Raw genomic sequence first — 24,790 nt, 5'->3', positions numbered from 1 at the left:
CCTACTGATTTGGTACCTATTTAATAATCTCTACTTCATCACGGGTTCGATATGTACAAGTACATTGGAAACTTGGTGCCGGTCTTTTAACTGTTCTTCAATTTCTTCCGTAATATCATGGCTCTGCACCACACTTAGCTGAGAATCCACTAGTACAGTTGTGTCTACTAATACGTTATTCCCATGGATACGGGCTTTGATATCTTTTATGGATTGTACGCCATCAATTTCTGCCACAGTTTCTTTCATCTGTTCAAGCTCTTCCGCATCAAATCCGTCCGTTAGATCATGCGTAGCCTTGCTAAAGATATCCCATGCCGTCTTACAGATGATTAGTCCGACAATGATAGCTGTAAGCGGGTCAAGCCAAGGAACGCCTAAGGAGGAAGCCACAATTCCGATAAAAGCGCCCACGCTAACTATAGCATCTGATCGATTATCCAGTGCTACTGCCCGCATTGCGTTACTGTTAATGGCGCGGGCCAGCCTAATATTATACATATAGACAGCCATCATAACTACAGCACACCCCACTGCCGTCCACGCCGCTATAAGATCAGGACTTTCCAGTGCTGGTTGAATAAACTTGTTCACAGCTTGATACAAAACTTGAAGCCCTACCGCAATCATAATGAATGAAGCAATTAATGAAGCCACGGTCTCCGCTCTAAAATGCCCGTAGCTGTGGTTCGAATCCGGCGGTCTTCTGGAAATCTTCAGGCCAATTAGTACCGCGATAGAAGCAATAATATCGGTACTGTTATTCAATCCATCTGCAAGCAACGCTTGAGATCCTGAGACTGTACCTATGAACAGCTTGATAGCTGATAAAAAGATATAAGCAACGATGCTTAGCCAAGCTCCTTTTTCGCCTTGTTTAATGTCGTTATAAGTTTCCAAAAAAAGAACCCCCAAAGAATAGTATTGTTCTATACTACACTTTGAGATTCGGGTGGGTCTAGAGAAACAGTGTTGCTACGGGGCGTAATAGTTCCCTCTGTCAAATAGAGTTGCAAGGTCGTAACTGTTTTGCAGAACGTAACATAGTTTGCCCCCGTTCAACTTTGCTTCCATTCTTCTGGAATAGTAACTTTTTGCTATTTTTATTGTCTAATTATAGTAATGACAAATTTAAAGGAGCGTGGAGTGATGATTCAGTCTTTGCCGAAGAAAATTGTTACGTGTTTAGCTATAGGGAGTATTTTAATTCCAGTAACAAACAGTGGATCAACGTCAGTCATTTCCGCAGAAAAAGCAGTTGTAAGCCTAAGTAACACTTATTACAGTGAAGTCACAGCCCCGATCCTAAAACCTGTTTGGTCAGCACAACTCGCCATTTTAAAAAAAGACAGAATCACCGGACAGGACATTACAGCACTCGCGGAAAACGGGAAGATCTTTGCGTTGCAGCGCAATGAAAAATTAACCGCAATGAATGCGGCAACAGGCAAAAAATTATGGGAGTTCGGAAGTGGATTAGCGCCGCTATTCACATACAATAATGGATTTATCTACGGTCTGACCCAAAGCGGCTCCCTATATGCCGTTAGTGAGGCAGGTAAAAAAGCATGGTCGGCTTCCATAACACTCCCCAAAGCTACAAATATACAGCGTTTAGGATCTACTATTTATGTTACACAAGAGGAACAATTAGCAGCAGTTGACGCCGTAACCGGAAAGATCAAATGGAAGGCTGTAGAAAAAAGTAATAACTTTACAGGCTTATCAGATCTCATGGAAACAGATGGGGTCGTTATTCGCAGCTATCTGTCTCAAGGGGCCTTAACAACTGCTGGACTAGCCGCCTATGACAGTCTGACAGGAAAAAAACTATGGGACCAGACCCGGCAATGGATGCCGTTAGCAGTGAAGGATGGACTTCTCTACTCCATTACGAATACATTTATGATGGATGATGACCCGGTAAATCGTAAAGTCAAAGTATCCGTGTTCAACATAAAGACGGGAGAATTAAAAGGAGAACGTTTATATAAATGGACAGATACCGAGAATAAGGATGGTGTGTACACTTATAATGGGATGAATGGAAACGCGTTTTTGGATGGAAAAGACTTTTATATCTTTCAGGGTAGTAAGTTTGTGAAATATGATTTCTGGAATTATTCTGCAGAGGGTAAACCGGTGCAAACCTGGACCTCGATGGTTAAAGAAAAAGACTCTCCACTGAACCAAGTTTATCAACAAAGAATGTTATTTCAAAATCAAGATAAAGGTACTTTATCCGCACTTAAGCTAGGAACTGGACAGCTTGTCGACCTCAATATTGGAGAGAATCCAGTGGTACAGACGGATCTGTTCGGAAACGTGGTTTATAGTGGACAATCTGATGGCCTATTTCACGCTTATGACATGTTAACTCTGAAGCCTATTTTCACTGTGAACACAGGCTCTCGTAACTTTGCCCCTTCCCTTAAAACTGGAGGGATGCTGATGATTCGAACGGATAATAAGCTGCTCGCCATTAAACTTCCTGCATCTATAAAATAAAAAAGCCTGATTTCTCAGGCTTTTGGGCTTCAATAACTTATTCAGCCGGAGCTGTAAAAGTACGTGCAGCAAACTCGGCATCCAGCATGTAGAAGGCGTTGCTATCTTTATCAATTCGTTTCAGTTTACTGATGATGTTGCTAAAGAGTGCTTCTTCTTCTACTTGCTCGTCTATAAACCATTTCAAGAAATAAATCGTCGCATGTTCACGCTCATCCAGAGCAAGATCAGCCAAATGATAGAACCGTTTAGTGTTCTGTTGTTCATGCGCGAAGGCATGTTCAAAAGCATCTAACATCGAGTTATATTCGTTCTTCGGCTCTGGTAGTGCTTCTAGCGTAGCACGGTTATCCCGATCGTTAAGGAACTTATAAATCTTCATGGCATGGAACCGTTCTTCTTCGGCTTGAATTAGAAAAAAGTTTGCAAATCCATCCAGACTTTCGCCGGAACAATAAGCAGCCATCGCTAGATAAACATGAGCGGAATAAAACTCGAAATTCATCTGTTCATTAAGTGCTTGTACTAATCCATCTTTCATTGGACCGTCACCTCATTATTCAAATTTAATATGTAAATATTTAAGTTTATCTTATCACCGTGCTTCTAAGTCAGCAAGGATTCCTCTCCCAATATCTAATTTAGCTAACGAAAGGACGACTATTCAGATGATTAGATTGACCCGTCACAGCCTAAAGCCTAAGATTTCCGGTACACTCTTCATTATTGCAGCTATGGTGTCACTGTTCCTCATAGCTGGCTGTTCCAATAGCAGCAATAATTCACAATCTGAAGCTACCGCTACACCGACCTCCCAATCCACACCTTCACCAACCGCTAGCTTGGCTCCCCCCCCCTCAGCAATCAGCGATCCAATTGCTCTTCAGGTTGCTGGGATGACTTTGGAAGAAAAAATCGGACAAATGCTCCTAGTTGGAATTGATGGAACTGTCCTTGATGAGCAAGCTAAAAAGATGATTACCGAAGACAAAATCGGTGGAATCATCCTCTATAAGGACAATATTAAAAGCCTGAAAGGGATGATCAGTCTTATCAATTCTATGAAAAAGAGTAACACTGGCAACCCTGCCCCACTATTCATGAGTGTGGATCAAGAGGGTGGAAAAGTCAGCCGGATGCCTAAAGAATATGCTACATTCCCTTCTAACGGAACAGTGGGTGCAAGTAATGACGCTGCTGCTGCCGAGAAAATGGGAAAGCTGCTCGCAAGAGAAGTACGTTCAGCCGGATTTAATATGAACTTTGCTCCCGTTCTCGATATCAATAGCAATCCAGATAATCCAGTCATCGGAGATCGTTCGTTCGGTAATGCTGCTGGCCAAGTCATTCAACTAGGGATTGCCGAAATGAAGGGAATTGAGAGTGAAGGCGTCGTTCCTGTTGTCAAACATTTCCCAGGACACGGAGATACCTCTGTCGACTCCCATCTGGCTCTGCCGATTGTGAATAAAACAGCCGGTCAGCTAGCCGAATTAGAATGGCTCCCCTTCCAAGCAGCCATTAAAGAGGGGACGGACGCCGTAATGGTCGCTCATATTTTGTTTCCAAAATTAGATCCAGACAAACCCGCATCCTTATCGCGTACCATTATTGGTGAACAGCTTCGAGATGAAATGGGCTACCAAGGAATCGTAATTACAGATGATCTAACCATGGGAGCCATCATGAAGAACTACGATCTGGCTGCTGCAGCTGTAGATACTGTGAATGCAGGTAGTGATATTCTCCTTGTCGCTCATGGCTATGATAATGAAAAACGGGTCATGGACTCCCTCCTGCAAAACGTAAAAAACGGTAAGATTCAAGAAACACGGATTGATGAAAGCGTCTATCGGATCTTAGCCTTAAAAGCCAAATATAACCTTTCCGATGAGCAAATCCCGGTTCCTGATCTTACCGATCTTAATAAAGATATTAACGTTTGGCGTCAAACGATTGAGAAGTAAATCAAGCGTTAGTCATTTTTACTGAAGAACAACAACATCTCCAACCTTCAACCCAGAGAGAACCTCTGTTTTGTCCGTTGTTTCCAGACCCACTTCGATATCTTTTCGTTCATATTGCCCGTCCCCTTTATCCAGCATAACGTAGGAGAGGTCTCCTTCATGCATTACAGCTATGCTGGATACAACGGTGGCATTTTCTTTGCGAACTGTTTCAATTTCTCCGTTTAAGCTTAAGCCACCGATCAAATGCTCGTCAGGCTGCAGCGTGATCACCACTTCGAATTGAGGAACTGAACTGGTAGTGGCATTCTGACCTGAAGCAGTCTTTGCAAATTTCGCTACCTTCGTAACTTCTCCAGATAACTTCAAATCTTTTATAGCTGTCATTTTTACGTCGACCTTCATGCCTGTCTTTATACGGAAGACGTCTTGTTCACCTACAAGAGCAATGAATTCAAGCTTGTTCATATCTACTATTTTTCCGATATATTGATTATCTGTCACTGTTTGCGGAATTTCGCTTGCACTGTCAAATAAGAAAATGCCGGATGCCGGAGCATAATAAAGTGCTGTTTTGAGTTTGGCTTTTTTCTCTGTTAATTCGCGTGCCTGTATTTCGGCATTGACCTGATTAAGCTCGTCCCCTAGCCGTGTTGCTTCTTGGGCTGTGAGTGCTTTAATCCGTTCTGCTTCAGTCGCACCAAGGGCTGCATTCTCCTCGTCTTGCTGGCTCACAAATTCATTCAGCTCTGCTTCCAGCTTTGCTTTTCGGATAGTCGCCTCTTGTGTAGCAATCTCATTCTTTAAGGCTTCCTGATCGAGAGTAAACAGTAAATCGCCTTTTTTGACTTGTCCACCGTTCTCAACCTTCCACTTTGTCACCTTTGAAGCATATGGAGCATAAACAAGCGTTTCTTTCTCATAATTAGAATTACCTTTAACCTGTATGGAATTGGTAATGGTCTCCTGTGTGACCTCAAAAGTTATTGCTTGTGGGGGTTCAACAGGCTCTAACTGCGCTTCAGGCTTATACATCTTATTGTATAGAAAATAACCTGCTGCAATTATAATCAGTACCAATACTATCCACTTGATTCTCCTCTTCATCTCTTTGGCTTCCTTTCAACTTAAAAATAGCTAATCCCGTTTAATCGCCGTGAGTGCATTCGTTCTGGATGCACTGATCGCCGGATAAATACCTGATAATACCCCTGTCATTACCGCAAATGCGATCCCTACCGGGAGAGTCATCAGAGGAATATAAATCACCAAAGGCTCGCCTCCACCCATTCCTGAAGAGGTACCGATGAGCTTATTAATTCCTAATACAATCAAGTATGAAAAGACTATACCAAGCAATCCGCCCAACATCCCGAGCAATGCCGCTTCTGTAATGAACATATTGCGGATCTGGCCCATATTGGCGCCCAGCACTTTCATGATACCGATCTGCCGCCGTCGTTGATGAGTGGACATAGTCATCGCAACGATAATGGAGATCGAAGCAATAATTAGAATAAATACACCTACACCGAGAGCCGCTTTCTTGACCATGCTGAAGGTATCAGCGAGTGCCTCTTTTTGATACAAATTCGTGCTTGTCGTTAGTGTAAGTTTCTGAATAAGCTTCTCTAGTTCCACGATATTCTCAGTGCTGTCTACCTTTACAATCGCTGAGTTATAGACACCCTTTTGCCCAGCGGTTCCACTCGATAGCTTCATTTGTTCTACAAGCCGCTCGCCAGTCTCTAGTGACACATAGATCTTCTTGTCGTACATAGCCATATTCTCGTTCGTTCCACTCGGGTTGTCGAGGATCCCCACCACTTGAATCGGTGAGCTAACTAACATCCCTCCGGTTTGAGAGGCGGGATCAAAAGATTGTAATTGAACCTGTTGCTTGTACATATCTGTTGGAAGCATACTTAAGCTGTTGTACTGTTCCATCAACTTATTGTTATATGGATCTGTACTCAGTTGTTCAAAAAGCCGCTGCCGAGTTTCGTTATCAATCAGTCCAACGGTTGCACCATAGTTCAGTACAGCCATTCCCACTAAATCAGAAGCCCCGCCTTGTTTGAATTTCTTATCATATTTCGTTAACAGGCGTAGATCGGTTCCAATAAGCTGTACATCTGTTATTTTATTATCGATAGTCAACATCTGTATGTACCCTAGCTCTTGAAAGGGAGCTGCTGCAGTTACATGCCGCAAGCCTTTAATAATCTCCAGCTTTTGCGCCGTCAGCCTGCCGGGATCAAGCTTTTCATTGGCCGCAGACGATCCGCTGCCACCGCTGCCTCCTCCTTGGGAGGGTATACCTCCGTTGGGCGACACCGTAATTTCATCCATTTTGAAATTGCGGTTGATTTCCCGCTCCGTGTAGCTCTGTGCGGAGTCTCCTATACTTAATGCAACTATGATTGCAGCACATCCAATGGATATGCCAGCCATACAAAGACCTGTGACAACTTTCCGCCGTTTGACCTGTTCCCAAGCCAAGCGGGAAATATCACTAATCCTCAATGAGTATACCCCCTTCGAGTTCAGTATCCGAAGAAGTTTGGTTTTCAGTAATCATATATCCGTCCCGAAGCGTGAATATCCGCTGCATTTGCTCCGCGACTTTTAGCTCGTGAGTTACAACTATGAAGGTGGTCTTCATCTTCTTGTTCAGGTTAAGCAGGATATTGATAATTTCTTCTTCTGTCTTCGAATCTAGGTTTCCGGTTGGTTCATCTGCAAAAATAACAGACGGTTCCGTAATTAAGGAGCGCGCAATACTGACACGCTGCTGCTGTCCGCCAGACAGCTGGGAAGGGAACAAGTCGGCTTTATCAGGAATGCCGACCCCTTCCAACAATTCTAAAGCTTTTTGTTTACGTATAGAGGGTGCAACGGATTGAAAAACCAGCGGCAGCTCTACATTTTCACGGACTGTCATGCTAGTAATCAGCTCATACGCTTGAAAGATAAACCCGATATTTTTTCTGCGAAATTCCGATAACTTATTCTCACTCATCTTCACGATATCTTGATCGGCAATATAAATATGGCCTTCAGTAGGCTTCATTAGTCCTGCCATCAGATTCAGCATCGTTGACTTACCGGAACCCGAGCTCCCCAGCAGTGCTACCATCTCCCCCTCTTTCACAGAAAAGTCAATTTGATGAAGCACTGCTGTAGTTTCATTACCGTTTTTATAAGAATGCGTTACATTTTCCACTCGCAACATTGGAGCTGCTCCTCTTCGTACAATAATAGATATGAAATGCTATTTCTCAGTTACAACTGCTCTATCAATCTTGATGTTATAAGCTTGACTAGCCAGCTCGATCCGTTCGCCTTGGAATTCATCGTACAGCGTGATCCGGTAGGTACCTCCTGACAAATTCTTATACATATTATTGCTAAAGCTTGCTGTATACGAGTTGTTGGTCCCTTCAAGAATATCAGTACCGATGTTCAAGCTTCGTTCCTGAGAAAGACCATATGGGTCCGTCATTTTCAGGACCAGTTTATGCGTGAAGGTACCCATATCATAGCTGCTATCACGAAGAAGATTGTAATTCATAACTATATTTATAGAGTCACTGCCTTGCAATGAGCGCCCTTCTGAACTTAGAACGGACATGGTATACGGATAAATTGCCACCTTCGTCAAGTTCTTCTCTGGTGGAGTGGTAACCGGATTTAATGACAGTGAAGCCATATTAATAAATCCAGTGGATTCCTGACCCGGTTCCGTCAGCTTATTCCCAGTAATCCCTGGCCCTAGGAACAGGCTAACATCAGAAGTATTAACGGCCTTCGGAACCTTCGCCCAGAAGGTGATTAATTGCTTACCGCCCGGAGTAGCAGAAGTATCTGGTTGATTGGCTGTAGCTTCGAATAGCTGACCGTCTCCCGTTTTGTAATAAGCTTGGAGGCGAGCCATTTTGCTTTGTCTTTTCTCTTCACTGCTCAAAAGGAGCTCTGTGTATACGAGATTGGAGTTAAGTCCTTCATAAATAATGGTTTTGTTCTCTTGCACTTTAGCGTTCTTACCTTTACCAGAGATAACATAACTTCCTCCAGTTTCAATAGAAGCTACAGCGTTCATCATGCTGTTAGTAGTAACTGATAGGAACGAGCTCTTCTCTTCTTTTACCATAGAATAAAGATTTAATTTTAGTTTATCGAACTCTTGTGTATAAGGAATTTTGGCAAACACATAGATTTCAGCGTTTTTACCTGGTCCAATCGTTGAAGTTTCCTTATCCATAAACAGTTCCGTTGAAGATGACATGTCCTCATTGTCTACCTGAACAGCTCCCTTTAATTCCGGCAGAGACAAGGCAACCGATTGGGTATTCGTAATATTTAATCTGGCAACTACGATATCGTCGTCTTTCCATGGAAAACGCTGTAAGGAAACTAAACTGTAAGTAAACGTCCCATATTCATTTGTAGCTCTATATTCGAGCCCTTTCTGTATCTCTGGACGCAAGGTATAGGAGATTGTAAAGTAAGCAACCGGAACAGTTAGTTTAGCTGTGTTGCCCGTAACGACATTGGTTCCACCAGTGCTTCCAGTTCCTGCTCCGTCTCCGGTAGTTCCCGTCTCACTATTATCTGGAGCAGAAACAGCCTCAATCATCTGCAATTGCAGTGAATTCTGTTCTACTTCAAGGGGGACTTGTGCGGTAAGCGGGATGATTTTTTCCTCCAGAGGTTTTATGGTTAATCCGCTCAAGCCCTTAGAATTGATCGGAAAGGTTGTCCCAGTTGAGGATTTGACGGCAAGCTCATAAGAAGGTAACGTAACGGCTGTCTTCCCTGTATTCTTCACTCGCAGCTGAAAAGTCCAGAATCCCTTATTGTTCTCTGCGTATACGGTTGCGTTATTTAATTGTGTTTCAATCGTATTGTTATTGATGGTAATTTTCTTGATTACACCTTTGCCAACTACCAAATTTGGTGTTGTAGCCGCAGGCAGCTTGTACGAAGATTTGGCAATCTCCAGCTTCAGCGCCTCATCCTTTTGGGTGAATTGCAGTTTCATATTATCCGTCTTCATATACGAAGGAATTTCTGTAAGATAATAAATGGTCTTTTTCTCTTGTGGCTGAATTTTATAACTAAGCTGAGAACGGTCAAGGGCTAATTCATACGAGCTTCCCCCTGCCGAGACCAAATATGCTGCGTAACCAGGATCACTTAATACTTTGCTGCCTTTATTGGTCAAGCTTATGCCGACCTTGGCATAAACCTTTCCGCTGTATTTGTAGAGCTCCAAGGATTCACTTTTAGCAACAACCGGAATGTCATTCATTGTAGTGCTTACAGTTTTACCGTTTACAGCGGTTGGCGAATAGTTGGCGGGTATATTAAAAGTTCCTACTTGCTTGAGATACCCCTTGGTTTTGGAATCCCAAACGTACATTGGAATCTTGATACCTTTTAACGAGTTTACCTGGCCGACATTAACATAATATGTAACGCGCAAGCTTTCATTAGAACCCACTTTTTTCTTAGTAGAGTCAGCACTTAGTGGATTCCCTGGAATGACAGAGCCGCCAGAGGTCATAACTCTCGAAAAATAATACAATAGGCTAGCACTTTTGTTGCTGCCATTCGAATAGTTAATTGTATAAGTTAAAATATTGCCTCCAGGTTGTGACCAAATATTCACATCTTCCAGTGTAGCTTTGATATTAGCTCCTAAAGAAACGGAACCCAGATTACTAAGAGCTGCTACAGTTGCAGCAGCTACCGCAGATTTTGGCTGAACAGAACTAACTGATGCAGCCGAAGCGGTATGCCCTGTCAACTGGCTTATGACAAAGGTGCTTAAGAGTAAAACAACATATGTACTGCTATGCTTTCTCATTGACTTCCCTCCACGAGTATTTTACTAGAATTATTATAGTGGTTAGAGCAGATCCAATTGTATCCATGTTGTAACACTTACAGGCCTTTTGTAACCTATTTGTTCCAATTTGCATATATTCTGAAAACGATTCTATAATTTCAGTTGATTTTTCAAGGCTGCAATATCAGAAGCCGCAGGCTGGTCTTCTCCGTATCTAACTTTTTCATATATTTCAATCAATTGTTCTGACGCAGCTATAGAATCTTCATCTCCCTTACGTTTATGCTTGTTACGATCTCCCCATAGCAAAACATCCCTTTTTGTTTCCTGCGGCGTAAGATAACTTTTCATTTCATAACCGTTATCGCGCTTTATATTTAGCCACCGCCGATAAAGCCAACGTACACGTTCCTGCTCGCCATTCATCTGTTCCCAGCGATCCTTTCGATGTTTTGAAGGAAGACGTGAGCTCCAGAAATCCTTCAACCCTCGAACGGTTTGTTCCCAAGTAAAGACGCTTTTCTCTTCGTCAAGATATGCTGTATTATTCTTAGGGGCATGTTCCCTACGTAACATCGATAACAATGCATCTATGGCTCTCCGCCACTTTTCTCCAGCATTTCTGTACAACCAGCGAAGTGCATAATAGGCTACAAACCCCAATAATACCGCTGCCAAAATATAGAACCCGTACTCTAGTATAATAGCTAGCCAGCCCCGCTTTTGCTCGCCAACAGGTGGTAACATCGGCGTTGCTGGCGGCAATTCTGCTGGCGGAGGCTCTGGTTCTTTTGTGCCAGAAAATAACTGATTAATAAAATTGAAAAATGAGCGTAAGAGTCTCCATACCAGTGTTCCTATAGCTTTGCCGACACCTGCTGCTAGTACAGCTGCAATAACTCCAATCACAATGACATATATACGATTATTCCGTTGTATCCCTTTGGGCAGCGTTTCATTCTCTTCAGTAAGTGCGCTGTATCGTATATAGCTGCTATTAGAAATAAGTAAAGTCAGTATTAAATACAGACTGCCACACCAGGTCAATAACGGCACACTTGGCTCCAATTCAGGAACTCTATGAAACGCTATAGTAGCTACAAAATAGATTATTATACCTATCCAAAACATTCTGAATCTATTATTTCTAGAGTCTACCGTCATCCCTAAAAATGTACATATAAATCCAGCCACACCTAAGGGAAGGCTTTCGATGGATAAACTCCCTGAAACCGCACCTAATAATACCCCGAGGATTAAGGCGGCAAGCAATTGCTTCCATCTTACATTGCAAAAATTGCGCAAAAGAATGCCCGCTAAAGCTAGTATAGGCAGCGCAATCAACCATATTTGTTCATCTTGTTGGGGCAACAAATAAATCTGAAATAGAACCCAAACCGGTAGAAATAGCAACAATTCAATAACAGACCACAACCAGAGTTTGACTGTTTCCCTTACATAGCCAGACAACGTAAGCTTCATGCGCTCTCTCTCCCTTGTTCCGGAATATCCAGCCATTCCACACCATTGCCTTGCTGCATTAGGAGATCCGTCGCCTTTTGCAATTCTGCTCCTCTATGGCAGCTTATGATTAGAAAGTCTGTGTCACTAATTCCACTCTCAACCTGCAATTCCAATAGTCGACTCATAGGAAGTGTTCTATCCAGCTTCAGCCTTGCCAGCAGCTCTAACATATCTTCGAGCTGAGCCATCGGCTCTGCTTCAATTGGATCTCTTTCGCCAGCATCGTCCAATCTGCCATTACAGATTAATCCGGTCTCAATTCCATGCTGCATTGCGTATTCAGCTATAGTCGCTGCATATCTTATTCCTTGCTCGATTCGTTCCACATCAGTCACCGTTCTCCACATGGAATCACTGTCCTCTATATTCAGACAGATGACGAGCCGGGAGTCAGCAGTATAATCTTTTTTATGAACCTGCATAACACCAGTACGTGCTGTAGCCTTCCAGTTTACCAATCCCATAGAATCTCCTGAGCTATACTCACGAATGCCAGCAGTCAGAAAAGGGTCTTCAACGATCCATCTTTTCACAGGAAGCTCACCCAGCCAGCTATGAATGGGCAATGGAAGCTCGTCTAGATTCAGCAGAACGGGATAGATCAATAACTCTAACTCGAGTGGATACGTTTTGTTTTTTCGAGTCAAACCAAATGGATCTCCCGTTGTCATAGTCACGGATTCCAAACGATATAAACCACGACGCTCACATGTCACCTGATGCCGTCTTTTAATATGACGATAAGATTTTAAATAGAATAAACTAATATGATTCTGAGAGATTTCTCCTGTACTAATCCCAAGATTATCCTGACTTCCAAATTCCAGACCTCTCGCAATACTAGACTCCAATCGGAGCCACGGCAAAGGAAGAAGCTTCGCATTAACGATCTCCTCGATCATCTCAATACGTTCTCCTTCATATGCAGTCTTGCGTGAAAAATAGCGAGAATAACTAAGCGCTTTCAGGCCATTCCGTTTATAAATGTCAGCAAGAAGTAACACCAACGCCACTGTAATGAAAATGAACCAAGGCAAAGCCATAGGTCATTCCACCTTTCCGCCTCTTAAGGACGTCACGGGTTCAGCAGGCACCTCAACTTCACGAAGCACTTGCAATACAATATCCGCGGCTTGTCCCTCTCTTGAGCCTAATCCCCGATGAAGCAGCAGACGATGTGCAAGCACGGAAACAGCTACGGCTTTGATATCATCCGGTGTTACATAAGATCTGCCTTGAATAAGTGCATATCCCTGAGCTGATCTAAGCAACGCGCCACTAGCACGTGGACTCGCCCCCAGTTTTACTGCCGTAGATTTGCGGGTAGCTTCCGTTATCCGTACGATATAACCTAATAAATCATCACTGATACTTACCGATGCGGCTAAACGCTGTGCGGCTTGAATATCTTGTGCCGTTGCTACAGGAAAAGACTCTTCGAGCGGATTATTCTCACGAAAACGCTGTAAAATATGTATCCCTTCATCGAAGGTAGGATAACCCGTAGTAATCCGCATCAAAAATCGATCTAACTGAGCCTCAGGCAGTGGGAAGGTCCCCTGGTTGTCTATCGGATTCTGAGTAGCAATGACAAGAAATGGTGCTTCTAATCCGTGCGTTACGCCATCGATAGTAATTTGCCGTTCCTCCATACACTCTAATAGGCTGGATTGAGTTCTAGGTGTTGCACGATTAATTTCGTCAGCCAGCAGTATATTAGCAAATACCGGACCCGGTCTGAACTGAAACTCTCCCGTCTTCTGATTGTAATAGTTGATCCCGCTTAAATCAGAAGGCAATAAATCCGGTGTAAATTGAATGCGCTTAAATGAACAATCTAATGATTTGGCAAGAACCTTTGCGAGCAAGGTTTTACCCGTTCCTGGTACATCTTCCAGCAGAACATGTCCATTCGCAAGTAATGCGGTCAGCAGCAAGTCTACTCCATCCTCTTTTCCTACAATGACTTTGGCAAGATTGGCCCTAATAGATTTGATAAGTTCAGTAACTTCTTGAAGATTCATGTGAATGCACCATCCAATCTGAGGATAATTATGTAATAAGTGCTTTAATCATAACAGAAAGCGTACCCAATTTATAATTCACACAAAAAAGGCACTGTCCATAATTAGACAGCCCCCGTCATCCTTTCGATTTTCATTTCACAGTCTTATGCCGATATCGAATGAAAGCTACAATCCCATAAAAGATAGGTATGCTTTCTACGATTAGCCAAATGATCACAATTGCAAAGCTTTTATAGTGTTCGTAATATCTGCCGACGTTTCGTGAATATAAGTATGCTATTGTCACTGAAGCCAGTGTTAAAAGAGGAACGTAAATTTTTTTACTATTAGTATTGAACAAACTCGATAGACATTTTGAAGCTATGTAGATAAGGAAAGAGCTGTGAATAAACATAGATGACGACCATATTCCAATCAAAAGCGGGTCAGTATTCCCTAATAAATTCTCTTCTTTCGAACTACGCACCATCTCAAGAAAAGGATATTGGAGCTGCTGACCAAGATGTGGACCAAAACTCAGCATCGTCAATATCCATCCAATTAAGACAGTGATTGATACATAGAGCTGTGCAAATACCAATCTTTTTAACATCTTTGCTTCAATTTTTAAATCAGGTGCAACGAACAAGAGAACAATCCATTCTCCAAACCATGACATAACCACAATAGAGTCTTTCATGGCGATTCCAGGATCATGATAATGAATAAAAGCTGGTAACATATTAAAATCCGCGTTCGAAAGGAACAAATTAAATAAAATGATCGTGGTTATTAGAAAAATAATAAATAATCCGTCGGCCATATATGTAATCGTTACAAAACCTAGACTTGCTGTGTACATAATCACCAAACCAATTACAAGCTGAATAAACAGCGGCGGAGTTCCTCTTAAATAATTTGAACCAAAGAATAGTACAAAGTTCTCTATATCGTAAGAAACATAATAAACACACCAGCATAGTAGGACCAGTAGCATAAATTTATGTGGCCATTTGCCAATGATCTCTTTTCCAAAGTGAACCCAAGCTTGATTAGGTCGCAGCTTACCAACATAGATTGTAAACCATAATAAAATCAAGCCTAATAAAGAGCCAACTATTAATGCAATCCAGCCTTGATAGGAGGAACTAGCAATAATAGTTGGAATCAAAAAAATGGTGGTTTGTGAGCTGAAAAAAATAGTGATAAACCGGAACAGCTGCCACTTTGTTGTACGCATAACTTTTCATTCCTCAGTTCTTTATTTTGCTGTTCCAAAATCTACAATGCGAAAGTCCGTTGCCACCTTAATATCTGCCTCGTGAGTGTAGTAATTATCCCAACGTTCTCTTACTTCCTTCCAAAGTTTCGGATCATTCCATTCCAGTAACATGCCGAGTTGTAGAACATCCGCACCTGCTTCTTGGGATAAACGTATAGCTTCGGTCAGATTAGCAGTAATTTTATCGCTTAGTTTCTCTGTAATGATATTACTGATCTCTTCTAGATTTCTTTTCTTAGGGTCCCTTAAATAAATCACACTAGCTTTTCCTTTTAATTTCACTGTGAACACTGGGCCTTTATCCGTTAGTTTTACTTTCTTTGAAGCTTTGGTGCTAACAAATACAACACTTGCCGCACTTTCTCCTCCATCCCAGGTAACAGAATAAACCGACAGCTTAAGCTTGCCTGCGGCCCATGCCAATGCCCTACCTTCTTTAAGCTTTAGTATTCCCTTCATTTTCTCATTCTGAAACAACATGGCCCCTTGAATGCCTGCCCAATATTGTGGTTTACCTTCTTTTGTAGTTTCCTCTTTTTTACCAAATGAAAGATTATTTATAGCAAACCCAACTCCAGATGCCTCGGCGAACAAGCAGTCCTTGATTGTAGTTGAAAACATATATTTTTCTGTTCCAAAGCTCATTAGTACATCAGAAGGCAATTGTTCGTAGATAGGTGTTAATGTATTCATCTCTTTGGCACTGCCGGGACTCGCCATGACATAGGTTCCAAGGGGAAGGGCTGGCTCTCGTCTAATCCATAACAGAAGTTCACCGATTCCTTGTTCTGCATAAGCTTTCCCTAAGACGATTATTTTTAATTGGGAAAGACTAAGCTGACGTGTTAGGTCTTTTTGGACTAGTAACATGGCATCTGCTATCGTATCTGCGGTCTTGGAAACTGTAGAATAACTATTTCCATCGCCGCCACCACTAGCGGGTTGGCTTGATGAGTTAAGACGATTGGGCAAAGGAGAGTTAATCGTAATTTCAACGGTGCCTGCTTCTTTGCCTACATCTATAAACAAGCCGTATACAAAGGTTAATTCGTCTAGTTCCACCTTGGACGACCAGCAGCCTGTTACATTTAGGAGTAGAAGTATAACAACTCCAATTTTTAGAGTTCTCATTTTTGTTTCTGTCTCCTTAGATTCCTGTTGCTATAAATGTTGCTTCGTTTCTTCATATAGTTAGAGGGAAAACGAGATAATGTGTCCTTCCAGTCTTGTAACACCAAAGGAGCAACGGGTTGTAAATACGGTGAACCTAACGGCCTAAGATTAGCCAGATGCCCGTAAATCAAAAAGGCTGTAATATATACCCCGAGTAATCCCATCGTCCCCCCCATAATCAATAAAGGGAAACGAAGTAAACGAAAAGTCAAACCCAGCTCATAATGGGGAATGATGTAGGTGGCAATTCCGGTAATAGAAACCACAATGACCATTGGAGCAGATACAATTCCTGCTTGTACCGCAGCTTGACCGATGACTATACCCCCAATAATAGAAACGGTCTGGCCCACAGGCTTTGGTATTCGGGTTCCAGCTTCTCTAAGGGCCTCGAAGGTAAGCTCCATGATTAAAGCCTCAGTCAAGGCTGAGAAAGGAATATTCTCTCTGGCAGATGCTATCGTAATTAACAGGTTTGAGGGAATGATCTGAGGATGAAAGGTTGTAATCGCAACATAAAGCGATGGAAGAATCATGGATATGATGGAGAACACAAATCGAACGATTCGAATCCAGCTTGCTGCATAGAAGCTTTGATAATAATCCTCAGAGGATTGTAGCATTGTAAAAAAAGATGTAGGTGCAATCATTGCAGTGGGTGTGCCATCCTGTAATATTCCAATCCGGCCTTCCATTAAAGAAGCTGCCACCGAGTCGGGGCGTTCTGTATATTGAAATACCGGAAATGGTGTCAAGTTCCCCTTCCGCAATTGTTCCGATATATAACTAATGCCCAATATTCCGTCAATTTCTATTTCATTTATTTGCTTTTCAATTTCAGCAAGAACTTCTTTTTTATAAAGACCTTCAATGTATACAACATACACATCGGTTTTTGTATATTTACCAATCGTATAATGAATAGTCTTTAGATCCGGATGTTTAATTTTGTGTCGGAGCAGGGACAGATTCGTTTCAATATCTTCAATAAATGCCTCTTGAGGTCCAATCACCACAAGTTCATTTTGTGATTCCGTGACCGATCTTTTCTGATATTGCGTGATCTCAAAATAATAAACATAAGGAAGCTCTTCAAAACAAAGCACTACTTTTCCAGCGACGATCAGATCTACAGCCTTGTTTAAGTCAAACTCCTTAAGATACGGGATTGGAAAAACAGCTCCTCGATCCAGTCGTTCTAAAAAATCAGACCATTTGTGCTCTGAATTTGCTTCATTTCTTAGCGGCAATGCAATATCCTTATGAAGACTCAGGGAATTCACAATGAATGGGATATAGATCAAGTGGCAGGAATGCCCGTGAAGGCGAATGGATTGAAAAACTGCATCACTAGATCCCTCTAGTTGTTCTTTAATTGTTTCAATAATTCCAGACATCTGCGGCATACCTCCAAGATTGTGACTTGTTAATCTGGCTTAGTTTGCCAATGAAATGGAAGGTTTATTCTTATATCAGAGCAAAAAGGCATGAGTCCGGTATAGTACCGAACTCATGCCCATCAAACCCCTAGATTTCAAATCAAGGAAATGTAGCACCAATATTAGTTCCGCTAGGTGTTCCAGATCCGATTAGGTCGCTACCCCCAGTTAATTTGAGGAAACTGCCCAGACTAAAAGATCCATCAGCATTTCGCACCACTGAAGGCGTAAGACTTACAAAATCAGCGGCACTGGCTACCAAACCCTTGGCATTGGTACTTGCATTACTCTTCCACCACACATTAGTACTTAGAATATCGGTGCCACTTGTTTTATCGCTCGATCCTCCTGCAAAAGACAAGTTGTTCGTAAATTGGTGAGTACCGGTATCAAAAGCAAAGTTACTCTGTCCGTTACTCCAAGAAGTATTATTTGTTAACTGGATGGAACCTGGATTACTGTTGTAAGTGAATCCGTGTTTTTTATTTTGAAATGCGATGCTATTCAGTACAATGTGGTTTACTGCAATCTTTTCACCACCTAGTTTGAATCCATTCCCATCGCTGTTTGCCGTTGAATTTCCATCTGAGGTCTGTCCGTTCTTATAGGAGATACTATTCTTGATCGTCACCACTCCGATGGGGCCTGTTTCTGATTTACTGTAAAGATCCCAGCCGTCATCTGTATTCCATGCAGCTATACATTTATCAAATACGTTACCAGGACCTATAGTCAGCTTAGCAGCAAAACCATCAGCGTCTTCTCCATTATCTGGATCATAATTATCATGAGAGTATACTCCAATGATTTGATTATAGCTCGGCCATTGACTCATGCTGGTCAGAGATGAAGCATAACGGCTGATTTGCAGTCCCGAATCCCGGTTATGATGGGTTTCAACATTCTCAATAATGTTATAGTTCCCGCCAATAAAGAGCCCATTGTCTCCTGAGCCTCTTATCTCTAATCCTTTTACCTTCCAGTAGTTACCGTATATCTGCAAACCACGTTGAGCTGGGTCAAATGGCTGGGCGTAAAAATCCAGTATAGGCTTCTCAGTCCCATATGCAGCGATGTTCTTTCGTAAGTTAGAGCTTCCGTTATTATCTTGTCCAACAATTATTGTTGAAGAATACGTGTAAACCCCTCCACACATATAGATGGTTTCCCCGGGGGCTACCTTCGTAATCGCTGAGGCCAGTGTGGTTGGACTACCAATTGTTCCTGCGTTGCTGTCCAGACCATTAGGGGCTACATAAATCGAGCCTGCAATTGGTGTTGCAGTTGGAGTGGTGGTTGGAGCTACTGTCGCAGTGGGGGTTGCGCTTGCTGTTGGAGTAGCCGTAGGAGCTACCGTTGGTGCAATTGTTGGTGCTACGGTAGGCGTAGATGTCGGAGTGCCCGTTGTGATATCGGAGACATTGATATTGTCGAACTTCGCTGCTGTCTTATAAGCTACAAGTCCAATACCTCCTGCTGTCAAATTGTTATCGTGTGCATTTAACTGCAAAACATCATTTACATACATTTTAAGCGAATCTCCACTAAGCTCCAGCCTAACTGTATAGGCAGTTCCAGTGGTTATAGGAAAATCAGTTTTACTAGCCAGTGTTGAACTTGAACCATTCACCTTTTTTCGTATTTCAAGCGTCCCACCATTACTGTTAGACAGAGATGCAGCATAATAGTTATTTCCGTCAACATAGCGCCCGCACACATAAGTTCGATTAGTTCCATTGAAATTATCAATCTTCACATCGGCTTGAACACTGTAATCTGTCCACGTGTTGCTACCGGAGAACGAACGTCCTTCGTTTTGACTGGATTGATAATACATATGATTGCCACTCTCTTCAACTACAGACCAAGTTCCTGTTGTACTCGTCCAATTGTCGGCATTTCCATTCTCAAAATCATTGCTAAAAATATTTGCTGCCTGTGCGGTAGGGTTACTCCATACCAAATTACCTAGAACCAGCGAAGTTGTAAGCGTAACCATAATTCCGAATGAAAATTGTCCTTTTAGTTTCACGTGAACATCTTCCTCCTTGTTTTTGTGATTTAAATAAAAAGCGAGGACATTCCTCCAATCCTGTGTCATCTATAACTCCAGCCTAATCTCAACTATAATTAATATTTTGAAGTTGTACAGCTACTTTGTGCCCATATTATTACATTTATTTAAATTAATATAAAAAAACACCCTCGATCTCACTCGAGAGTGCCTTATCTATACCCTTAGTTTTGAATTAACGGTTTCAAAACCTTCAGTGAAGCTTGCAATTGCTCCGAACATTGTTCATACATTTTTTTAGCTTTTTCGTTATCTGTTGATAAACTGAACATCTCTAAATCAGCTTCACACTTTTTCAGCAAAGCATATAATTGTGGCTTATCCTGCGGCTGTGGGACTTTAAAGTTATCGGCATACAAATCGACTGTCAGCTCACCATAAGAATCTACTTGTCCAAGAAACACATTTTCAACAGTCAGACCCATTTTTTCAAGGGCACCATCAAGCCAGCTTCGCGTTAGATTTAGAGTATCTAATGGTTTGTCGAGCACTTTACCATCCATAATGACAACTTGTGACTCTTTCTCTGGAGCAACCTTTATACCCAATTGCTTAGGGGTTAGCGGCTGATTTTCACTCTTAAGTAAAACATTTATGGCTCCATCAGATTCCATAATCGCAAATTCCACTTCCGATATATTGAAAACGTCTTTTTTGCGTAACTCCTCCAGCAGTTCATCTGTGGTTAAACGTTCTTTTTTCATGTGATCTTCGAGAATTTTCCCGTCCTTAATTAGTACGGTAGACTTGAAATCAATAAAGTCTCTTGCTTTTTTACTCTTCATCTGAAGGTATTCGATCCCTAAAGAACAAGCTACCCATACAATCAGTGCAATGAGCCCTAAATGCCATAACTTATCCGTATCCAAAGAAATGTAAGCGGCTAAGCTGCCGACGGTTATCCCCGTAATATACTCGAAGAACGAGAGCTGCGATACTTGTCTCTTTCCCAGTAATTTTGTTAAAAAGAAAAGTACAACCACAGCAAAGAGCGTTCGAACTATAACCTCCAACCACTCCGGCATTACAAATACCCTCCTTTTTGAATCAAAGCTTGTTTACTAACACTCATTATTTGTCAACAAAGCCGCATTCACTCCGGAATTTCACTACTTATTTATGGAAAATCCTCTATTACTACAAACATGAATTTTTTTCCTGCATAACGATAGATGCATTTGAGGACAATAGCAATCGTCATGCTAATAATCCAACACAGAGGAGAGAAACTCAATGACAGTAGCCTCACAAGTAAAAACATGTTTATCTTCTTTAAAAGGTGCTCAAGCCAGTCTTGAACAATTTGCACTAGAAACACAAAACGAGAGTGCAAAAACCTTGTTCACAAACGCAGCTGAGCAAACACAACAAATCGTAACTCAAGTAGAGAACCGGGTAACCGAATTAGAGTCCGAAGAGCCTCAATATAAAGGGTTCTAATTAAAGCTAAAGGGGTCTTGGCTAGAAAAACTAGCTTTAAGACCCCTTTTCATCATGTACAATATTCGAACGAATGCCACGCTTGCCCTTATTAGCCGGAATAAGTATCTGAACAGAAGTGCCAATTCCGACACGACTAAAAATGGTTACGCCATACTCAGATCCATATTGCAGTTTAATCCGCTGATCCACATTACGGACCCCATAACCTGTATTCGTATGGCCCTTTGGATCAAAAATTTGATCAATACGTTCCTGTCTCATGCCGATTCCATCATCAATGATGCGGAACAGAATATCATTGCCCTCTTTACGCCCAACAATGCGTAAATGAATGTGGTCACCACACCAGGCGTGCTTCAGCACGTTCTCGATAAATGGTTGTAGAATCAGTTTTATGGTCTCATAAGGCCAGATTTCTGTATCAAAATCAAACATAACTTCCAGACGATCACCGTATTTAATTTTCTGAATTTCTAAATAAGCGTTTGCTTGTTCAATTTCAGTGGGGACCGGAATCATGGTACGTCCTTCATTAAGCGTCAGGCGATAAAACTTCGCTAATTCCAGCACCATCTGCTGCAGCTTTTCATTTTGACCAAACTTGGCTAATTGAATAATAGATGACAACGTATTATATAGGAAATGAGGATTGATTTGTGATTGTAGAATTTCAAGCTCTGCTTCCTTCTTCTGGAGCTGCGTCAAATATACTTCTTTAATCAACATATCGATATTCTCGCCCATATCATTTAACGCGGTTGCAATCTGAGAGAATTCATCCTTGCCTCGATAGGAAATACGCTTGTGAAGATCACCTTCCCGATAGGCATTCAGCACGTACACGAACTTATTAATCCGAATTGAAAAATATCGGGATATAAATATGCCGACAAAACTAAAAACAACACAACAGATGAGACACATTAAAATAATAAACAGTCGTACCTTCACTGCATCCTGTTCAAGTATCGTAATTGGAACTAGCGCGTTTAATTGCCAAGCTTGGTTAGAAACCGTAACTGTTTCACTAATCGTCAGGTAATCCTTATTAAGTTCGGCTTCATTGGTATAGTGCTCTGGTAGTTCTCCCGATTGGTACATCGTTCTTCCGAACTCGTTTTTTAAAATTAGAATACTTCCTTTTCCTATCTTCGTATAATTCACACTATTAAACAGATCTGGAATGCCTACATTAATCCGCAAGAAGCCAATCTCCTTAGGCACGAGAGGGTCGTATGTATCTATTAATCTACGGAGCAACGAGATCCGATTATTTTCTACATCGCGCTCGATCTGCCACCATTTCATAGTCTCCGCGTATTTCTCGGTTGGAAAATCATAATACCAGGATTTCCCTTCAATCCGTTTCATATGGTAAAGATGATAGAAGCTACTATTATCCAGATAGCCCTCAAGTGAATTCGAATAGATCTCAGGAATGGATTCATTCTTTAAAAATAGCGACATCCCAATCCTCATACCCGTTGATTGAATAGCTACGTCCAGCTTTGGAAGTACCTTCATAGACATCCTATCATAATTTTCCCAGCCTTCTTCATAACTTCGCAAATTCCGATAGAAATCATAATCACTATATAATTGCGTTGATATCCGAATAACTTCCCCCATTTTATAATCAATATTATCGCGAATCTGCAACAACGTACCTTTAATATTCGAACTTGTATGCTCGCGTAATGAATCATTGTACATAGAGTGAGAGACAAAACCGATCACGGATACAGGGATAATAATGAAAAAAATATAGGTCAGCATTAATTTATACCCTATCGGCACATACTTATGTTTTCTTCTTGGTTGTTTCATGCAACATCATCCCCCATCACTTCTCCCGCTTACGATACTCCATAGGTGTCATACCATAGGCTTCTTTGAACTGTCTGCTGAAGTAAGGAAGATAACGGTAACCTACCTGGCTCGCGATTTCATAGATTTTACACTTCGGATCTTTCAAAAGCTTGCCTGCTTGTTCCATTCGCAGCTGAATGAGTACTTCGCTGAACGTTTTCCCAGTTTCCTCTTTAAATAGATATCCCAAATAGTTGGGTGAGAAAGAGAACTGCTGTGCAATATCCTTTAACGTAAAATTCTCGCTCATCTTATCCTTCATCATTTGCATAATTTCTCTAATCAGTTTATTGTTCACTGACTCTGTTTTGCTTCGTAGGTACTCGGATATTTCAAACGTTTTGAGTACAAGCCAAGAGCGTATATCACTGATCGTATCGAATTGAAGCAAAATATCTAAACTATGTAACTCCATACCTAAGATTTCAAATAAATCCTCGCTAACCTCCTTCAACTGCTGATCCAGCTTCCATATAATATACATGGCTAGATTATGAATCGTAAATTTAGATCTTAGACTACTCACGGATCTGAACAGCTTATCGATCTCATCATAAATAAGGACTAACTCATATTCTTTCATCGCTTTAAAAAGCGTATCCATACGGGTATCCAACGTACGGGCATCAATCATTCCAGGTTCGCTGCTAACCGTTTCATACATAATAAGTTTGCCTTTGCCAAGAAACATCTTTCCGTCAACGGCTTCCATAGCTTGCCGATAGGAGGTGTGGACCTGTTCCATAGCAAATGTAGGCTTCCCTACACCTACGGTCATAGTGACAGGAAATTTTGTACGAATCGAGTCATAAATTTCTTCAATAAACCTCTCCATCTCCTGTTCGTTAATCAACAACGCGATTCGATAAGACGATACCTTATAGCAATGAGGCATCCCGTGCTTCTGAGCAATTGTATTCACTTCATATAGAAAGTCCTTGGACATTAGATGTTTAGTTAGATTATCTTGTTCTTGAAACCAGTTGAAATAGTCCAGCTCCAAGACCGCCACACGTATAGGCCATTCCAGCTTATCCAGACCGTAGGATTTCATAAGCTTCAACATTCCAGCTTGAGTATCCCCCTCCCATTCCCCTTCAAACAAGCGGATCAACAAATCATTTTTGGCCATAGGAATCATATGCTGATAAGCTTCTTCAACGTCACGCCGTTTACTTTCATCATCTAAATCCTGCTTAACTTTCTGAAGTGCAGCAATAAGTTCCTTGTCATCCATTGGTTTAAGGACATAGCTATACGCTTTTAGCGAAAGCGCCTGTTTCACATAACTGAAATCCTGGTAACCGCTTACAAAAATCACACGTATATCGTTTTTTTTCTCTATGGCAATCCGAGCCAGCTCTAGACCCGACATATTCGGCATATTCACATCACTAACAATAATATCAATAACATGCTGTTCTAAAATATCGCATGCGGTAAACGCGTTATTCGCTGCCTCCACGACCTGCATCCCCAGTTCATTCCAAGGAATGAATTGTCTCATGCCTTCAAGATCAAGCATCTCATCGTCTACTAATAATACGTTGTACATCAACACAATCCTCCTTTGAAATGTTTTTAAACCAACCTGCTGAATTCTACTAACCAATCTTTTTCAGTATACCATTCATTCTCTTACCTAACAGCT

General features: G+C 41.6%; 18 protein-coding genes and 1 pseudogene. 3 read left to right on the top strand and 16 right to left on the bottom strand.

Annotated features, from left to right (window positions below):
* Window positions 1–30: 30 nt before the first annotated feature.
* Window positions 31–900 carry a cation diffusion facilitator family transporter gene (locus MHH86_RS14350; RefSeq protein WP_036678210.1) on the bottom strand — a complete coding sequence of 290 codons (870 nt, stop codon included), beginning with the start codon at window positions 898–900 and terminating at the stop codon, window positions 31–33.
* A 249-nt stretch (window positions 901–1,149) separates the two neighbouring features.
* Here MHH86_RS14350 and MHH86_RS14345 point away from each other — a divergent pair, with 249 nt between their 5' ends.
* Window positions 1,150–2,508 (top strand): PQQ-binding-like beta-propeller repeat protein, encoded by a 1,359-nt coding sequence (locus tag MHH86_RS14345; RefSeq protein WP_036678214.1) that lies wholly within the window; start codon window positions 1,150–1,152, stop codon window positions 2,506–2,508.
* Between the two features lie 37 nt (window positions 2,509–2,545).
* Here MHH86_RS14345 and MHH86_RS14340 read toward each other — a convergent pair whose 3' ends face one another.
* The gene (locus MHH86_RS14340; protein WP_036678216.1) at window positions 2,546–3,049 is read right to left on the bottom strand and encodes a ferritin; all 504 of its coding nucleotides are present in this window, start codon (window positions 3,047–3,049) and stop codon (window positions 2,546–2,548) included.
* Window positions 3,050–3,176: 127 nt separating this feature from the next.
* Between MHH86_RS14340 and nagZ the strand changes: the two genes are divergently transcribed.
* Entirely contained in the window at window positions 3,177–4,475 is a 1,299-nt protein-coding gene (nagZ, locus tag MHH86_RS14335) for a beta-N-acetylhexosaminidase (protein WP_076316206.1), read from the top strand.
* 18 nt (window positions 4,476–4,493) lie between these two features.
* Here nagZ and MHH86_RS14330 read toward each other — a convergent pair whose 3' ends face one another.
* From MHH86_RS14330 to MHH86_RS14275, 12 genes and pseudogenes are all read right to left on the bottom strand, one after another.
* On the bottom strand, window positions 4,494–5,582 hold the full coding sequence (locus tag MHH86_RS14330) for an efflux RND transporter periplasmic adaptor subunit (protein ID WP_076141684.1): 1,089 nt from the start codon (window positions 5,580–5,582) through the stop codon (window positions 4,494–4,496).
* Window positions 5,583–5,612: 30 nt separating this feature from the next.
* Entirely contained in the window at window positions 5,613–7,001 is a 1,389-nt protein-coding gene (locus MHH86_RS14325) for an ABC transporter permease (protein ID WP_170914247.1), read from the bottom strand.
* A complete protein-coding gene (locus MHH86_RS14320; protein WP_036678220.1) occupies window positions 6,991–7,710 on the bottom strand; it encodes an ABC transporter ATP-binding protein in 720 nt (239 codons plus the stop codon). The genes MHH86_RS14325 and MHH86_RS14320 overlap by 11 nt, the downstream gene beginning before the upstream one ends.
* 39 nt (window positions 7,711–7,749) lie before the next feature.
* The gene (locus tag MHH86_RS14315; protein WP_076316205.1) at window positions 7,750–10,347 is read right to left on the bottom strand and encodes a hypothetical protein; all 2,598 of its coding nucleotides are present in this window, start codon (window positions 10,345–10,347) and stop codon (window positions 7,750–7,752) included.
* A 132-nt stretch (window positions 10,348–10,479) separates the two neighbouring features.
* Complete coding sequence (locus MHH86_RS14310) at window positions 10,480–11,811, bottom strand: FUSC family protein (protein ID WP_036678223.1); 1,332 nt, start codon at window positions 11,809–11,811, stop codon at window positions 10,480–10,482.
* Entirely contained in the window at window positions 11,808–12,896 is a 1,089-nt protein-coding gene (locus tag MHH86_RS14305; RefSeq protein WP_036678226.1) for a DUF58 domain-containing protein, read from the bottom strand. The genes MHH86_RS14310 and MHH86_RS14305 overlap by 4 nt, the downstream gene beginning before the upstream one ends.
* A 3-nt stretch (window positions 12,897–12,899) precedes the next feature.
* On the bottom strand, window positions 12,900–13,877 hold the full coding sequence (locus tag MHH86_RS14300; RefSeq protein WP_036678228.1) for a MoxR family ATPase: 978 nt from the start codon (window positions 13,875–13,877) through the stop codon (window positions 12,900–12,902).
* 133 nt (window positions 13,878–14,010) lie between these two features.
* Window positions 14,011–15,099 (bottom strand): GerAB/ArcD/ProY family transporter, encoded by a 1,089-nt coding sequence (locus MHH86_RS14295; RefSeq protein WP_036678230.1) that lies wholly within the window; start codon window positions 15,097–15,099, stop codon window positions 14,011–14,013.
* A 21-nt stretch (window positions 15,100–15,120) separates the two neighbouring features.
* Complete coding sequence (locus MHH86_RS14290) at window positions 15,121–16,272, bottom strand: Ger(x)C family spore germination protein (RefSeq protein ID WP_036678233.1); 1,152 nt, start codon at window positions 16,270–16,272, stop codon at window positions 15,121–15,123.
* A complete protein-coding gene (locus MHH86_RS14285; protein WP_036678236.1) occupies window positions 16,269–17,720 on the bottom strand; it encodes a spore germination protein in 1,452 nt (483 codons plus the stop codon). The genes MHH86_RS14290 and MHH86_RS14285 overlap by 4 nt, the downstream gene beginning before the upstream one ends.
* Window positions 17,721–17,853: 133 nt before the next feature.
* Window positions 17,854–19,023: pseudogene (locus MHH86_RS14280) on the bottom strand (right-handed parallel beta-helix repeat-containing protein); the annotation flags it as partial.
* A 968-nt stretch (window positions 19,024–19,991) separates the two neighbouring features.
* Window positions 19,992–20,852 carry a DUF421 domain-containing protein gene (locus tag MHH86_RS14275; RefSeq protein WP_036678238.1) on the bottom strand — a complete coding sequence of 287 codons (861 nt, stop codon included), beginning with the start codon at window positions 20,850–20,852 and terminating at the stop codon, window positions 19,992–19,994.
* A 208-nt stretch (window positions 20,853–21,060) separates the two neighbouring features.
* On the opposite strand from MHH86_RS14275, the gene MHH86_RS14270 reads away from it, so the two are divergent.
* The gene (locus MHH86_RS14270; RefSeq protein ID WP_036678243.1) at window positions 21,061–21,267 is read left to right on the top strand and encodes a DUF1657 domain-containing protein; all 207 of its coding nucleotides are present in this window, start codon (window positions 21,061–21,063) and stop codon (window positions 21,265–21,267) included.
* Between the two features lie 36 nt (window positions 21,268–21,303).
* On the opposite strand, the gene MHH86_RS14265 is transcribed toward MHH86_RS14270, so the two are convergent.
* Both MHH86_RS14265 and MHH86_RS14260 read right to left on the bottom strand, forming a co-directional pair.
* A complete protein-coding gene (locus MHH86_RS14265) occupies window positions 21,304–23,097 on the bottom strand; it encodes a sensor histidine kinase (protein WP_036678245.1) in 1,794 nt (597 codons plus the stop codon).
* A gap of 16 nt (window positions 23,098–23,113) precedes the next feature.
* Window positions 23,114–24,694: a response regulator gene (locus tag MHH86_RS14260; protein WP_036678246.1), complete on the bottom strand. Its 1,581-nt coding sequence runs from the start codon at window positions 24,692–24,694 to the stop codon at window positions 23,114–23,116.
* Window positions 24,695–24,790: the final 96 nt, after the last annotated feature.

It is taken from the genome of Paenibacillus sp. FSL F4-0097, assembly GCF_038593125.1.
Lineage (GTDB): Bacteria > Bacillota > Bacilli > Paenibacillales > Paenibacillaceae > Paenibacillus_AQ > Paenibacillus_AQ odorifer.
The sequence above is the reverse complement of the archived record's forward strand: the minus strand, read 5'-3'. Positions and strand labels throughout refer to the sequence as shown.

Excerpts from the sequence above, each read along its gene's own strand:
- MHH86_RS14345 (WP_036678214.1), top strand. The coding sequence starts at position 1,150 with ATGATTCAGTCTTTGCCGAAGAAAATTGTTACGTGTTTAGCTATAGGG.
- MHH86_RS14340 (WP_036678216.1), bottom strand. The coding sequence starts at position 3,049 with ATGAAAGATGGATTAGTACAAGCACTTAATGAACAGATGAATTTCGAG.
- nagZ (WP_076316206.1), top strand. The coding sequence starts at position 3,177 with ATGATTAGATTGACCCGTCACAGCCTAAAGCCTAAGATTTCCGGTACA.
- MHH86_RS14330 (WP_076141684.1), bottom strand. The coding sequence starts at position 5,582 with ATGAAGAGGAGAATCAAGTGGATAGTATTGGTACTGATTATAATTGCA.
- MHH86_RS14320 (WP_036678220.1), bottom strand. The coding sequence starts at position 7,710 with ATGTTGCGAGTGGAAAATGTAACGCATTCTTATAAAAACGGTAATGAA.
- MHH86_RS14315 (WP_076316205.1), bottom strand. The coding sequence starts at position 10,347 with ATGAGAAAGCATAGCAGTACATATGTTGTTTTACTCTTAAGCACCTTT.
- MHH86_RS14310 (WP_036678223.1), bottom strand. The coding sequence starts at position 11,811 with ATGAAGCTTACGTTGTCTGGCTATGTAAGGGAAACAGTCAAACTCTGG.
- MHH86_RS14305 (WP_036678226.1), bottom strand. The coding sequence starts at position 12,896 with ATGGCTTTGCCTTGGTTCATTTTCATTACAGTGGCGTTGGTGTTACTT.
- MHH86_RS14300 (WP_036678228.1), bottom strand. The coding sequence starts at position 13,877 with ATGAATCTTCAAGAAGTTACTGAACTTATCAAATCTATTAGGGCCAAT.
- MHH86_RS14295 (WP_036678230.1), bottom strand. The coding sequence starts at position 15,099 with ATGCGTACAACAAAGTGGCAGCTGTTCCGGTTTATCACTATTTTTTTC.
- MHH86_RS14290 (WP_036678233.1), bottom strand. The coding sequence starts at position 16,272 with ATGAGAACTCTAAAAATTGGAGTTGTTATACTTCTACTCCTAAATGTA.
- MHH86_RS14285 (WP_036678236.1), bottom strand. The coding sequence starts at position 17,720 with ATGCCGCAGATGTCTGGAATTATTGAAACAATTAAAGAACAACTAGAG.
- MHH86_RS14275 (WP_036678238.1), bottom strand. The coding sequence starts at position 20,852 with ATGCCGGAGTGGTTGGAGGTTATAGTTCGAACGCTCTTTGCTGTGGTT.
- MHH86_RS14270 (WP_036678243.1), top strand. The coding sequence starts at position 21,061 with ATGACAGTAGCCTCACAAGTAAAAACATGTTTATCTTCTTTAAAAGGT.
- MHH86_RS14265 (WP_036678245.1), bottom strand. The coding sequence starts at position 23,097 with ATGAAACAACCAAGAAGAAAACATAAGTATGTGCCGATAGGGTATAAA.
- MHH86_RS14260 (WP_036678246.1), bottom strand. The coding sequence starts at position 24,694 with ATGTACAACGTATTATTAGTAGACGATGAGATGCTTGATCTTGAAGGC.